This is a genomic window from Brevundimonas aurifodinae, assembly GCF_040195595.1.
Classification (GTDB): domain Bacteria; phylum Pseudomonadota; class Alphaproteobacteria; order Caulobacterales; family Caulobacteraceae; genus Brevundimonas; species Brevundimonas aurifodinae.
This window is the reverse complement of the sequence record NZ_JBEGDD010000001.1, coordinates 161,772-173,500: the sequence shown is the minus strand read 5'-3', so window position 1 is coordinate 173,500 and position 11,729 is coordinate 161,772. Positions and strand designations below refer to the sequence as shown.

Annotated in this window: 16 protein-coding genes; 11 read left to right on the top strand and 5 right to left on the bottom strand. The window is 69.6% G+C overall.

Features of this window, described 5'->3' with window-relative positions; genetic code table 11:
- Positions 1 to 17 precede the first annotated feature (17 nt).
- Positions 18 to 317: an integration host factor subunit beta gene (locus ABN401_RS00925; RefSeq protein WP_349682934.1), complete on the top strand. Its 300-nt coding sequence runs from the start codon at positions 18 to 20 to the stop codon at positions 315 to 317.
- On the top strand, positions 308 to 730 hold the full coding sequence (gene mscL / locus ABN401_RS00920) for a large-conductance mechanosensitive channel protein MscL (RefSeq protein WP_349682933.1): 423 nt from the start codon (positions 308 to 310) through the stop codon (positions 728 to 730). The genes ABN401_RS00925 and mscL overlap by 10 nt, the downstream gene beginning before the upstream one ends.
- On the opposite strand, the gene ABN401_RS00915 is transcribed toward mscL, so the two are convergent.
- Positions 727 to 1,845 carry an N-acetyltransferase gene (locus tag ABN401_RS00915; RefSeq protein WP_349682932.1) on the bottom strand — a complete coding sequence of 373 codons (1,119 nt, stop codon included), beginning with the start codon at positions 1,843 to 1,845 and terminating at the stop codon, positions 727 to 729. The genes mscL and ABN401_RS00915 overlap by 4 nt on opposite strands.
- Positions 1,846 to 1,957: 112 nt before the next feature.
- On the bottom strand, positions 1,958 to 2,704 hold the full coding sequence (locus ABN401_RS00910) for an SAM-dependent methyltransferase (protein ID WP_349682931.1): 747 nt from the start codon (positions 2,702 to 2,704) through the stop codon (positions 1,958 to 1,960).
- 121 nt (positions 2,705 to 2,825) lie between these two features.
- On the opposite strand from ABN401_RS00910, the gene ABN401_RS00905 reads away from it, so the two are divergent.
- From ABN401_RS00905 to ABN401_RS00890, 4 genes are read left to right on the top strand one after another with little or no spacing between them, the layout of a single operon-like run.
- Entirely contained in the window at positions 2,826 to 3,449 is a 624-nt protein-coding gene (locus ABN401_RS00905; protein WP_349682930.1) for a hypothetical protein, read from the top strand.
- 3 nt (positions 3,450 to 3,452) lie between these two features.
- Entirely contained in the window at positions 3,453 to 3,755 is a 303-nt protein-coding gene (locus ABN401_RS00900; protein ID WP_349682929.1) for a winged helix-turn-helix domain-containing protein, read from the top strand.
- A gap of 45 nt (positions 3,756 to 3,800) precedes the next feature.
- Complete coding sequence (locus ABN401_RS00895; protein ID WP_349682928.1) at positions 3,801 to 4,580, top strand: tyrosine-protein phosphatase; 780 nt, start codon at positions 3,801 to 3,803, stop codon at positions 4,578 to 4,580.
- On the top strand, positions 4,577 to 5,827 hold the full coding sequence (locus ABN401_RS00890; protein WP_349682927.1) for an anthranilate synthase component I family protein: 1,251 nt from the start codon (positions 4,577 to 4,579) through the stop codon (positions 5,825 to 5,827). Before ABN401_RS00895 ends, ABN401_RS00890 begins: the two co-directional genes overlap by 4 nt.
- Here the strand turns inward: ABN401_RS00890 and ABN401_RS00885 are convergent.
- The 3 genes from ABN401_RS00885 to ABN401_RS00875 are packed head-to-tail and all read right to left on the bottom strand — an operon-like array spanning position 5,824 to position 7,333.
- Entirely contained in the window at positions 5,824 to 6,384 is a 561-nt protein-coding gene (locus tag ABN401_RS00885) for a TadE/TadG family type IV pilus assembly protein (protein ID WP_349682926.1), read from the bottom strand. The genes ABN401_RS00890 and ABN401_RS00885 overlap by 4 nt on opposite strands.
- A complete protein-coding gene (locus tag ABN401_RS00880) occupies positions 6,377 to 6,919 on the bottom strand; it encodes a TadE/TadG family type IV pilus assembly protein (RefSeq protein ID WP_349682925.1) in 543 nt (180 codons plus the stop codon). The genes ABN401_RS00885 and ABN401_RS00880 overlap by 8 nt, the downstream gene beginning before the upstream one ends.
- 3 nt (positions 6,920 to 6,922) lie before the next feature.
- The gene (locus ABN401_RS00875; protein ID WP_349682924.1) at positions 6,923 to 7,333 is read right to left on the bottom strand and encodes a pilus assembly protein N-terminal domain-containing protein; all 411 of its coding nucleotides are present in this window, start codon (positions 7,331 to 7,333) and stop codon (positions 6,923 to 6,925) included.
- Between the two features lie 328 nt (positions 7,334 to 7,661).
- Here ABN401_RS00875 and ABN401_RS00870 point away from each other — a divergent pair, with 328 nt between their 5' ends.
- From ABN401_RS00870 to ABN401_RS00850, 5 genes are all read left to right on the top strand, one after another.
- Positions 7,662 to 7,832: a Flp family type IVb pilin gene (locus ABN401_RS00870; protein WP_349682923.1), complete on the top strand. Its 171-nt coding sequence runs from the start codon at positions 7,662 to 7,664 to the stop codon at positions 7,830 to 7,832.
- 110 nt (positions 7,833 to 7,942) lie between these two features.
- On the top strand, positions 7,943 to 8,455 hold the full coding sequence (locus ABN401_RS00865) for an A24 family peptidase (protein WP_349682922.1): 513 nt from the start codon (positions 7,943 to 7,945) through the stop codon (positions 8,453 to 8,455).
- Positions 8,456 to 8,551: 96 nt separating this feature from the next.
- Positions 8,552 to 9,475 carry a Flp pilus assembly protein CpaB gene (cpaB, locus tag ABN401_RS00860; protein ID WP_349682921.1) on the top strand — a complete coding sequence of 308 codons (924 nt, stop codon included), beginning with the start codon at positions 8,552 to 8,554 and terminating at the stop codon, positions 9,473 to 9,475.
- Positions 9,476 to 9,483: 8 nt separating this feature from the next.
- Positions 9,484 to 11,043, top strand: a complete 1,560-nt coding sequence (locus ABN401_RS00855) for a type II and III secretion system protein family protein (protein WP_349682920.1) — start codon at positions 9,484 to 9,486, stop codon at positions 11,041 to 11,043.
- 8 nt (positions 11,044 to 11,051) lie between these two features.
- Entirely contained in the window at positions 11,052 to 11,723 is a 672-nt protein-coding gene (locus ABN401_RS00850; protein ID WP_349682919.1) for a CpaD family pilus assembly protein, read from the top strand.
- Positions 11,724 to 11,729: the final 6 nt, after the last annotated feature.

The following is an 11,729-nucleotide window of genomic DNA, read 5'->3' as shown; positions in this document are numbered from 1 at the left end:
AGGGCGGGGGCCTGGACATGATCAAGTCTGAGCTGATCGAGAAGCTGGCGGCCGAGAACACGCATCTGACGCATGCCGAGGTCGAACGGGTCGTCAATGTCGTTCTGGGTCGAATGACCGAGGCGATGTCGGACGGCGGACGCGTGGAGCTTCGCGGCTTCGGGGCGTTCTCGGTGCGGTCGCGGCCGGCGCGGGCCGGGCGGAATCCTCGTACGGGCGAGACCGTCGACGTCCCCGCCAAGAGCGTTCCCTTCTTCAAGAGCGGCAAGGAGCTGCGCGAGCGGTTGAACGCCGGTGGCGACGCCTCATGGGCCTGATCTCCGAGTTCAAGGCGTTCGCCGCCCGGGGCAACGTCGTCGATCTGGCCGTGGGCGTCATCATCGGCGCGGCCTTCGGCAAGATCGTCACCAGCCTGGTCGAACAGGTCGTCATGCCGCCGATCGGCCTGGCGCTCGGCGGGATCGACTTCTCGAACCTGAAGTGGGTGCTGGCCCCCGAGGATTCGACGACCGAAGCCGTCGAAGAGGTCGCCATTCAGTACGGCGCCTTCATCAACACCGTGATCCAGTTCCTGATCGTGGCCTTCGTCGTGTTCCTGATGGTCAGGGCCATCAACAACCTGCGCCGCGCCGAAGCCGCCAAGCCCGATCCCGCTCCGGCAGCCCCCACGCCGGCCGAGGCGCTGCTGGCCGAAATCCGCGACGAACTGAAGGCCCGGCCCCGGGTCTAGGCCGCTTCGCTGAGGGTCGACGCGACCGGGATGGGCCGCAGGCAGACGCCGTAGTCGCCGTCGAACGGGGTCGGGGCCCAGGTCTCGACTCCCTCGACACCGGGTTCGAACCGGGCGTGGCAGTGACCCCAGCCCCCCTCGCGGCGCGCCGTCTGGGCCAGCGGACCGAGGCGACGCAGGAGGTCAGCGTTGACCACTTGAATCCGGACCTTGGCGGCCCCCAGGCCGCGAGCATTGGCCAGCAGGGCTTCCATCAGGGCCGGGATGGCGCCGGGCTCATCGCGCAGGGCGACCAGGTCCACGATCTCCAGCACCGGCGGCTCGATGACGTTGACCTTGGCCATGACCGCCATGGCATAGCCGACGATCGCCTTGCCGCGGTTGAAGGACAGGATGACGGGATCGAGCGTGCGATCCGGGTCGGCGAGCCGCCAGCGCAGCGTCTCGGGGCTGCGGTCGGCGACGATCCTGCCCTCGCTCTTCAACGCCTGCCAGAAGTCGGCGAACCGCGACCGGTCCGCGAAGTCCGTCAGGATCGCCACGCCGGGCGGAAGCGACAGCGGCTCGGGGGTCGCCAGGCGCGGGTTCATCAGACGTTCGCGCGACGGGTCGATCAGGCGCGGCGCGCGACGGTCGACCTCGCGCCACAGCCGGCCACGGGCGCAGGTCAGGGGATCGATGCGCCAGGCGAGCTTCGTCGCATGGGTCGTCTCCGGCCAGGGGTTGAGCTTGTAGCGGGGATACAGCGGGGATGATCTGGGATTGGCGTTCAGGGTGTAGAGCGCGAACAGTCCTTTCTGCTCGGCGAAGGCTCGCAGCAACATGCGGCTGTGGCCCCGGGCGCGCGGCCGCACGATGATCGAAAAGCCGCTGGTGCCATGCAGGACGGCGTCGTCTCGCCAGAAACGCTGGACGAAGTTGCCCGTGAAACCGTCGACCGCGCCCTGATCCGACTCCAGGATCCAGCCGGCGGGGGCATCGACCTCCGACCGCGCCGGATTGCCGTTCAGCCAGCGCCAGCCCGCCGGCGACCGCGTCGGCCAGCCGACCGACCGGTGCAGGGCGTTCACTGTCTCGAGATACTCGTCCTGAACGGGGCGGACCGAATGGGCCATTGTCGTGCTCCACAGCGGGACCCTCCCGCGTTGCGGTGGACGACGAAGCACGAAAGGCGCCAGTTCGCTACCATGGGTTGTTCGTGGGCGGGCGCGCGGATTTGGCTCGCGATCAGCCCTTTCGGAAAAGATACAGCCCGAAACCCAAGTAGGGCCGACCGAAATCGAAGGTCGCCTTGATCTGGTCCGCCCGCAACTTCAGCGCGTCGAGGCCTTCGACGCCGGGGTTGGCGTCCAGCCAGGCGCGGACGCGGGCGTCGGCGGAGGCGAAGAAGCTGTCCCACAGGGGCTGAGGCGAGAGTTCGGCGCAAACGCATTCCAGTCCCGCAGACCGCGCCGCGACCTTCCACCCCTCGTCGGAGGCGTAGATTCCGGACAGCCCGACGACCTGACGCAGGGGCGCCGGCGGCTCGGCCGTCCACACCAGGTCACCCCACAGCACGAAGCCCGGGCTTGCCAGTCGTTGCGCCAGGACCTGGAATATGCCGGACGCCGTGGTCACGGTCGGCCCTCCGATCCGCGTCGTTCCCATCGCCACCATCATGTCGGCCGGCGCGAGGGCGTCCAGCACCTCCGGGGCCTGTCCGCGAACGACGCTCAGTCGATCCGTCAGGCCTTCGGCACGGGCCCGTGCCCCGATGTGCGAGACCATCACCGGATCACGCTCGATCGCATGCACATGATATCCGAAGCGTCGCGCCAGTGCCGCCGACACGCCCCCGGTCCCGGCCCCGATGTCCAGAACCTTGGCACCCGGCGGCAGGTCGGTTCGGGCGGCCGCGGCCTCTACCGCCTCCATCGAGACGGGGTTGGCGACGTCGAGGCCGACGTAGGCGATGTGGTGATAGTCGGGGGCCATGCCCCCTCATAACGAGCGCTGTGGAAATGGTCTCGAGAAAGTGCTTTACATTGCAAAGTATATGCAGGATAGGTGGAGTCACGGAGCGGCATCCCTGCCCACTGATCCTGGAGACACACTGATGACCGACACCAAGGACGAGATCACCGACATCGCCTGGCTGCGTGGCCTGGCCGAAGAGGGAACCCGCACACCGATCCGGGGCGCGTCCATCCTTTTCGCAGCCGGGATGATCTACGGCTTCGCCAGCCTGGCCCACGGGGCCGTGGAGGCGGGGCTCGTCGAGGTGGGAACAGAGGCCTTCGGCTGGATCTGGGGCGTCGCGGTCCTTGCCTTCCTCGCCGCCCTCGTGGTCCTGATCGGACGACTGAAGAGCCAGGGCGGGGTGGAGACCGCCGCCAACCGGGCGTTCGGCATCGTCTGGGCGGCCCTGGGCTGGGGCATCTTCAGCCTGTTCACCTCGCTGATCCTGAGCGATCTGTCGCGCCAGGGCGCGTCCAGCATGGCGGACTGGGCCCTGGTCATCCCCTCCATCATCATGGCCTTCTATGGCGTCGGCTGGGCGGTGACGGCCACCATGGTCCGCTCCCGGCCTCTGTGGGTCCTCGCCCTCGCGTCCTTCGCCGCGGCGCCGGCTTTGGCGGTCCTGTCGGGCAGCCCGGCCCAGTACCTCGCCTATGCCGCAGCCCTGTTCGGCCTGGTGGCGGTGCCCGGCTTCTTTCTCATGCGCGCGGCCAAGGGCTGAGCCATGGCCGACGATTTCGACATCGGGCGGATCGACGACGTGATCCATGGTCGGGTGAGGCTGGGGATCATGGCGATCCTGTCGGGGGTGGAGACCGCCGATTTCGCCACCCTGAAGACGCGGCTTCAGGCCACCGACGGCAATCTGTCGGTGCATCTCAGAAAGCTCGAGGAGGCCGGGTTCGTCGCCGTGACCAAGCGCTTCGTCGGGCGAAAGCCGCTGACGGAGGCGGCCATGACCCCGGACGGTCGCAAGGCCTTCGTCGCCTATCTGGACGCCATGGCGGGACTGGTCTCGCCGCGCTGATCGGTCCCCCTCGCCCGGCGTCCCGCGCGCCCCTATAGGAGGGGCATGGCCGCCCGCATCCACGTCTTCGACGCCCTCGACAACTTCCGCGACTACGGCGGATACGGCACGGCCGCCGGGGCTCTGCTGCGCGCGGACCGGCTGTACCGTTCGGCCCACCACGCAGGCCTGTCGGACGCCGATCTGGAGCGGCTCGCGGTCATCGACTTCGGCACGGTCGTCGACCTGCGCCGCCCGGTCGAGCGGCGCCGTCAGCCGTCCAGACGTCCCGAGGGCTTCAGCGGCGTGGTGATCGAGAGCGATCTGGACGAAGCCGGGGAGGCCCCGCACATCACCTTCCTGAAGACCGCCGACCTGACGCCAGACAGCGGCCGGCGCTTCATGACCGAGACCTATCGCCAACTGCCCTTCGCCCCGGCCCACCTCGACCTGTTCGCACGCTATTTCCGCGCCCTGGCCGACAGCGACCGTCCCGTGCTGATTCACTGCGCGGCGGGCAAGGACCGGACCGGGATACTGGCGGCCCTGACGCATCATCTGCTGGGCGTGACCGACGACGATCTGATGGCGGACTATCTGTTGACCAACACCGCCGTCGACCTGAAGGCGCGGGCTCCCGGCATCGCCGAACAGCTGAAGGCCCTCACCGGGCGGACGGCGTCCCACGACGCGGTGGTGGCCTTCATGGGGGTGGAGGCGGACTATCTGCACGCCGCGATCGCCGCCATGACGGAGCGACACGGATCGGTGGACGGCTATTTGGACCAGGCGCTCGGCGTGGACGCGGCCCTGCGGGACCGGATCGGGGAGCGTCTCGCGGCGTGAGCTCCGACGCGCCTATCGGCTGGATCGAGCCTCTGGATGTCGCGGCCGGGCTGAGGGCGCGGGACGGCGCGCTGTGCCTGCTCTCGGACGGTGGGCCCAACGGGCGATACTCCTATGTCGCGGCGGAACCGGATCGGGTTCGGGTCGAGCCGATGGGGCCGGACGGGCTCGGCGCGGCCGTCGCGACAGGCATGGACCGCAACGTCGTCGGCGTCGTCGCCTACGACTGGGGCGCCCGCCCGGCCACTGGCGCGCGGGAAACGGCCTGGCCGGATCTGATCCTGGCCCGCTATCCGACCATGCTGGTCTTCGATCATCTCGAACGGCGCGTCCGGATTCGCGGCGACACCGCGCGAGCCGGCCGATGGCTGGCCGAGGCGCGACCGCCCGCCCCTTCGGCTCCCCCTGCGGAGGCCTTCGTCGAGGATGCCGCCGACGACCGCTATCGCGCCGCCGTCGCCGACGTCGTCGTCCGCATCGGTGACGGCGAGCTGTTCCAGGCCAATGTCGCGCGCGGCTGGTCGGGGCGGCTGCGGGACGACGCCGATCCGTTAGACGTGTTCGCGCGTCTGGCCGGCGGTCCCGCGCCCTATGGGGCCTGGTGGCGGATCGGGGACCGCGCGCTGGTGTCGAACTCGCCCGAGCTGTTCGTGACGTTCGATCCTGGCGACCATCGGGTCGAGACCCGTCCCATCAAGGGCACCCGGGCGCGATCGGCCGATCCCGCCGAGGACGCCGCCCGCGCCGCCGAGCTGATCGCCAGCGAGAAGGACCGGGCCGAGAACCTGATGATCGTCGACCTGATGCGCAACGACCTGGCCCGGGTCTCGGAACCCGGCAGCGTCGTGGTCGAGCGGCTGTTCGCCCTGGAGAGTTTCGCCACCGTCCATCATCTGGTGTCCACGGTCACGGCCCGGGCGCGGCCCGGGGTCGGCCCCGGTCATGTGCTGCAGGCGATCTTCCCGCCCGGCTCGGTCACCGGGGCCCCCAAGCACCAAGCCATGAAGGTGATCGCCGGGCATGAGCCGCCGCGCGGTCCGTGGTGCGGCAGCCTGTTCATGATCGACGAGGTCGGACGGATGACGGCCTCGGTCCTGATCCGGACGATCGCCCTGTGGCGCGAGGCGGATCGCTGGCGGTTCCGGACACAGGCGGGGGCGGGGATCACCGCCGACAGCGACCCCCAGGCCGAGCTGGAAGAGACCGAGGCCAAGATCGTGGCGATCCGACGCGCCCTTCTGGGTTAGCAGTCGGCGCAGGGAATCTGGTCGGTCAGGCGCGGCCGCAGATAATGCCGGCCCTGGAAACGGGTGGCGTTGGGCAGCAGGGTGTCGAGCGGCGACTGATAGTCATAGGCCGCCTCGCCCATGATGATCATCTCGCCGTTGCCGATCAGTCCGGCGGGCACCGTCTGGACGCCGGTCAGGGGCGTCATGCCGCGGGCGCGGCTCCAGGTCACGCGCGCCACGCCGGTGTTGTCGCGGGTGATGGCGGTCACCCTGATGTCGAGCGGGGCTTCCGGAAACGGCTGCATGATCAGCGAGCCGATATCCATGATGGCGTCGATCTCGTCGCGCGACATGGCGGGCGCGCGGGCGACCATGTCGGCGACCTGCGACGTCGTGTGCACTGTCCGCTTCTGCGCCATATAGGCTTGGCTGAACTCCGCCAGGCCGAAATAGCAGACGATCAGGACCGGCACGACCAGGGCGAATTCGACGGCGGCCACGCCCCGCGCGTCGCCCCCGAACCGGGCCAGCCAGGCACGGCCGCCGTTCGTGACGCGACGCAGGGCCTCAGCCATCGAAGGGCTCGTTGCGGAAGGCGGTGGTGATCGAGATCACGGCGGTCCCCGAATCCAGCCGCGTCAGGGCCTGGGACAGCAAGGGCGTGATGACCGGCTGTTCGTACCAGACCCGGACCAGCATCAGGTCGCCGGCCGCGCCGGGATCGAATTCCCCATCTCCCTCCGCCAGCTCGCCGTCCGCCGTCGGATCGGGGGGATTGGGGTCGCGGAACTGGGGGATGACGCGAACGTCAACCGTCGCGCGGGTTTCGCAGTCGCCGGAGAAGACGCTCATGCCCTGACACAGGGCGGTCTTGAACTGAGCGGACGAGATCGCGCCGCCCTGGGCCTGGCCCGTGCGGACCAGGCGGCTGGCCTGCTGGACGGCGGATTCGGCCATCGAGTCCACCAGGAAGATGATCCCCAGCTCCAGGATGGCGAAGATGACGAAGAAGAAGGGCAGGGCGACGATGGCGAACTCGATCGCCGTCGCGCCTTCGCGCGGCGCGCGGCGTCTCCGACGCATCCAGCGATGGCGAACCGGAGCGGCCATGGCTCAGGGCGTGGGGGCGGCGGCCGCGCCGGTGTTGCGAACCGACGGCGAGCATGAGGCGGCACAGGCCATCTCCGTCGCCTGGGCCCCGCGCCAGACCCGCACCGAGCCGGTCGAGCCACCCGTCACCACGATCTCGCCCTGGAACAGGGTTCGGCCGATGGCGTCCACGGCGATGACCTCGGTCACGCCATAGCCCTTGCCGGTGACGAACAGGGTGTTGGCGTCGACGACGGTCACGTCGGCGATGGCCGGATTGCCGACGATGACGGACGCGGCCGAACCGTTCAGCCCGATGCGGCTGGACCGGTCGATCTCGACGTTCAGTGACTGGGCCTGGGCGACGCCGGCGGCGACCAGCATGGCCATGCCGGCGGCGACGGCGGGAACGAGGCGGGCGAGGCGTCCGACCATGGGGCGTGTCCTTGTCTCTCTCGCAGGCGCGCGAGGCGAGCGCGCAAGATCGACCCGAAGTGTCTACAAAGTCTGAAAGCGCCGGCTTCGATCAATACGCTTCGCCCTGATTAATCGTCATCAACACATGGCGGGAAACAGCCATCCATGGTCAGTGTTCGCGCGGTCGATTTCCCTCTTTCGTAGTGAAGATCGCAGTAACCACGACTTCTGACGTGGCCTTAACCGGTTCGGGTCCATGGTCGCCCTGCGTTTGGGGGACAAGCGGGCGACCGAGCCTCCCAGCCATCGTTGCTCGCTTAGCCAGTTTCACCTGAGAGGAAGTCACATGACCAAGTTCATCACCAAGTTCGTCAAGGACGAGTCGGGCGCCACCGCCATCGAGTACGGCCTGATCGCCGCCCTGATCGCCGTCATCATCATCACGGCCGTCGGCCTGGTCGGCACCCGCCTGAGCCTGGTGTTCGACCGTATCGCGACCTCGCTGACCCTCACCTAAGGTCGCGTTCAGTCTTGAAGTCGGAGGGCCGGCGCGGAAACGCGCCGGCCCTTTGCTTTCGCGAGCCCTCGCACACCCCGAATTAACGCGTCCCGATCCAAGGTTCCCGCATGGACGTCCTGACCCTCGCCCTCCTGAGCATCCTGCCCGCGCTCGTCATCGTCGCCGGCCTGATGGACCTGACGACGATGCGGATCCCGAACTGGATTTCGGGTGCGCTGATCGTGGCCTTCTTCCCGGTCGCCCTGATCGTCGGCCTGCCGCTCGGCACGGTCGGGCTCCACGCCCTGATCGCCGTCGCGGCCCTGTTGCTGGGAATGGCGCTGTTCGCCCTCAGGATCATCGGTGGCGGCGACGCCAAGCTGATGGCCGCCGCCTGTCTGTGGCTGGGCCTGGTGGGATCGGGCATGTTCCTGCTGTGGACGGGCGTCGTCGGCGGCTTCTTCTGCCTGGGCATCCTGGCCGCGAGGGCCTACCTGGCGCCCTATCTGCGCGGCGCGCCGCCGTGGGTCGCCACCCTGATGAGCCCACGCGGCGACATTCCCTATGGCGTGGCGATCTGCGCCGGAGCCCTGATGGCCTTTCCTTCCAGCGCGATGCTGGCGGTCGCCGCCGCCGTCTGATCCGCTTAGGCCGGCGTTAACCCGCGCCCTGCATGGTCGTTAACGGTAGGCCCCGCACACCCTGAGTCGTGCGCCGGGCCGCGCCGGAGACCGTCGATGAAGCCCGCCCGTATCGCCGTCATCTGCATCGCCGCCGTGTCCGCCATCGGCCTGGCGCTCGTCGTGCGCGCCATGGGTTCGTCCTCGGGCGAGCCGACCGCCATGGCCGCGGCCGAGGCCCCCGCCCAGCCCATGGCCAAGGTCCTGGTCGCCGCGCGCGACCTGGCCCCCGGTCAGCGTCTGACCGACGCCGACCTGGAATGGAAGGACTGGCCCGCCGCCGAGGTCAATCCGGCGTTCATCACCGACGGCTCCGTGCCGGTTCCCACCGCCCCCGACGAGGCCGACGCGGAAAAGGCGGAAGAGACCAAGCCGGACGACAGCACCGTCGCCCGGGTCACCCGCGCCGCGACCAGCATGGCCACCGGCGGGGCCAAGGCCGACTATTTCGGCTCGGTCGTGCGTGAACCCATTCTGGCCGGCGAACCGATCATCGGCCGCAAGATCGTGCGCGCCGGAGACAGCGGATACATGGCCGCCTATCTGGAGCCCGGCATGCGGGCCATGGCCATCGGCGTGAGCGTCGAATCCGCGGCCGGCGGATTCATCCTGCCCGGCGACCGGGTCGACGTGATCCTCACCGCCGAGCTCCAGGACAACAGTCCCGATGGCGGCGGTCAGACGCGGCATGCCTCGTCCATCGTGCTTCAGAACGTCAAGGTCCTGGCCGTCGACCAGTCGACCCGCGCCGACGACGACCAGCAGGCGGTGGTCGGCGCGACCGCCACCCTCGAAGTCTCCCCCGGCGATTCCGAAGCCCTGGCCCTGGCCCGCGCGGCGGGCGAGCTGTCCCTGGTCCTGCGTTCCTATGCCGACACCGCCGGGCCGTCCGGCCGCGTGGCCGCGCCGCGCGCTCAACGCGCCGACACCTCGGTCCGCATCTTCCGCGGCGGCGAACCCGAAGTGGTGAGCGTCCCATGAAGGCGTCCATGACGATCTCGATGAAACCGATCCTCGCCGCCGCCTGCGCGGCCCTGATGGTCGCCGCGCCGGTCGCCACGCCGGCCCTCGCGCAGTCCCATGGCGCGACCCAGACGGTCGCGGCCGGGTCGGGCCCGCGCCTGATCAACCTGCCCCGGGGCACCTCCTTCGCCGTCGATCTGCCGGCCGACGCGCGCGACGTGATCGTCTCGAACCCGGCGGTGGCCGAAGCCAATGTCCATTCGCCGCGCCGGATCACCGTGATCGGCATCGCGCCCGGAGAGACCGACGCCGTCTTCCTGGACGCCGCCGGCCGGTCGATCCTGACGCTGCGGGTCCGGGTGGACGCCGGCGTTTCGGCGCTCCAGGACACGCTCAGCCGCGTCGCCCCCGGCTCCCAGGTGCGGGCGGAGGCCGTCAACGACAGCATCATCCTGACCGGTCTGGTCACCAGCGCCGCCGAGTCCGAGCGCATCGCGTCGGTCGCCCGCGCCTTCGTGTCGGTGCCGGAGAAGGTGCTGAACCTGACCACCATCGCCGCGTCGGACCAGGTCACCCTCCGTGTCCGGATCGTCGAAGTCCAGAGGAACGCCATCAAGCAGCTGGGCTTCGACACCAACGCGGTGCTCGGCCGCGTCGGAGAGGCGCAGTTCCTGCTGGGCCAGGTCGCCAGCTTCGGCATCAACGGCTCTCTGCTCGGCGGGTTGGCGGCCAGCGCCGTGCGCGACACGACCCAGCAGCCGCAGCTGGTGATTCCCTGCGCCGCCGGCGTGCAAGGCACCTGCTATGGCGTCATCGACGGCCCGAACAACCGCTACAACATCGAGAACTGGGACACCGCCACCGCGCGCGAGACCGTCGGCGACGACGGGCTCAACCAGGGCGAGGCGACCATCAAGGCGTTCGAGCGCGTGGGCCTGCTGCGGACCCTGGCCGAGCCCAATCTGACCTCGGTCAACGGCGAGAGCGCCAGTTTCCTGGCCGGCGGAGAGTTCCCGGTCCCGACCGGCCGCGACCGCGACGGCAACGTCACCATCGAGTTCAAGCCCTATGGCGTCAGCCTGGCGTTTCGCCCGATCGTCCTGTCCGAAGGCCGCATCTCGCTGCAGATCTCGGCCGAGGTGTCGGAACTGACCCAGGCGGGCGGCATCACCCTGGGAGCCGGGACGGACAATCCGCTCAACATCGCGGGCCTGAACGTTCGCCGCGTCCAGAACACCGTCGAAATGCCGTCGGGCGGCTCCATGATGATCGCGGGCCTGCTGCAGGAATCCAGCCGCCAGGCCATCGACAGCTTCCCCGGCCTGGGCGGTCTGCCGATCCTGGGCCAGCTGTTCCGCTCGCGCGACTATGTCTCGGGCGAGACCGAGCTGGTCGTGATCGTCGAGCCCTTCATCGTCACCCCCACCTCGCGCGACCGGATGCAGACGCCCGCCGACGGGCTGCGCATCGCCTCGGACGCCCAGACGATCTTCTTTGGCCAGCTGAACCAGGCCTATGGCTCGCCGGCTCCGGGCGCGACGACCGCCCCCGCCTGGTCCGGCCCTGTCGGCTATGTGATCGAATGAGCGCCCCGATGATCCGCACCCTGATGCTCGCCGCCGTCTGCGCCGCCGCCCTGTCCGGCTGCGTCGGCCTGCCCGCCGAAGGCACCGGACCCGTGCCCCTGACCCCGACGTCGCGCTACGCCCTGGCGGTCGAGCCGGGCGTCGAACGCATCGCCCTGGCGGTCCACGACGCGGGTCCGTCGGCCAATCAGGCCCGGGCGCTCCAGGACTTCGCCTATCGCTTTTCGGCCGAGGGCGCGCCCGTGCTGCGGGTCGAGGCGCCCTCCGGCGACGACCCCGTGGCCGGCGAGATGGCCTGGAGCGTCAGGAACGCGCTCGAGGCCGCCGGCGTCCCCGGACATCAGGTCCAGGTCGTCACCTATATCGCGCCCGACCCGCGCGCGCCGGTCCTGGTCGGCTTCGACACCGTGCGGGCGTCGGTGCCCCGGTGCGGCACGGAGTGGACCAATCTGGCGCGCACCGCCAACAATGCCGGCCATTCCAACTTCGGCTGCTCTGTGAACGCCAATCTGGCGGCGCAGATCGCCAATCCGCGCGACATCACGACGCCGCGCGCCATGACCCCGCCCGACTCCGGTCGGCGCGCGGTCGTGCTCGACAAATACCGCCAGGGAGAACAGACGGCGGCTGTCATCGAAACCCTGCTCGAGAACGGTCAGGTTTCGGATGCTGTGGACTGACGGCTG

Coding starts and splice junctions, on each gene's coding strand:
- ABN401_RS00870 (WP_349682923.1), top strand. CDS start 7,662: ATGACCAAGTTCATCACCAAGTTCGTCAAGGACGAGTCGGGCGCCACC.
- cpaB (WP_349682921.1), top strand. CDS start 8,552: ATGAAGCCCGCCCGTATCGCCGTCATCTGCATCGCCGCCGTGTCCGCC.
- ABN401_RS00885 (WP_349682926.1), bottom strand. CDS start 6,384: ATGGCTGAGGCCCTGCGTCGCGTCACGAACGGCGGCCGTGCCTGGCTG.
- mscL (WP_349682933.1), top strand. CDS start 308: ATGGGCCTGATCTCCGAGTTCAAGGCGTTCGCCGCCCGGGGCAACGTC.
- ABN401_RS00915 (WP_349682932.1), bottom strand. CDS start 1,845: ATGGCCCATTCGGTCCGCCCCGTTCAGGACGAGTATCTCGAGACAGTG.
- ABN401_RS00900 (WP_349682929.1), top strand. CDS start 3,453: ATGGCCGACGATTTCGACATCGGGCGGATCGACGACGTGATCCATGGT.
- ABN401_RS00880 (WP_349682925.1), bottom strand. CDS start 6,919: ATGGCCGCTCCGGTTCGCCATCGCTGGATGCGTCGGAGACGCCGCGCG.
- ABN401_RS00875 (WP_349682924.1), bottom strand. CDS start 7,333: ATGGTCGGACGCCTCGCCCGCCTCGTTCCCGCCGTCGCCGCCGGCATG.
- ABN401_RS00855 (WP_349682920.1), top strand. CDS start 9,484: ATGACGATCTCGATGAAACCGATCCTCGCCGCCGCCTGCGCGGCCCTG.
- ABN401_RS00910 (WP_349682931.1), bottom strand. CDS start 2,704: ATGGCCCCCGACTATCACCACATCGCCTACGTCGGCCTCGACGTCGCC.
- ABN401_RS00850 (WP_349682919.1), top strand. CDS start 11,052: ATGATCCGCACCCTGATGCTCGCCGCCGTCTGCGCCGCCGCCCTGTCC.
- ABN401_RS00895 (WP_349682928.1), top strand. CDS start 3,801: ATGGCCGCCCGCATCCACGTCTTCGACGCCCTCGACAACTTCCGCGAC.
- ABN401_RS00865 (WP_349682922.1), top strand. CDS start 7,943: ATGGACGTCCTGACCCTCGCCCTCCTGAGCATCCTGCCCGCGCTCGTC.
- ABN401_RS00905 (WP_349682930.1), top strand. CDS start 2,826: ATGACCGACACCAAGGACGAGATCACCGACATCGCCTGGCTGCGTGGC.
- ABN401_RS00925 (WP_349682934.1), top strand. CDS start 18: ATGATCAAGTCTGAGCTGATCGAGAAGCTGGCGGCCGAGAACACGCAT.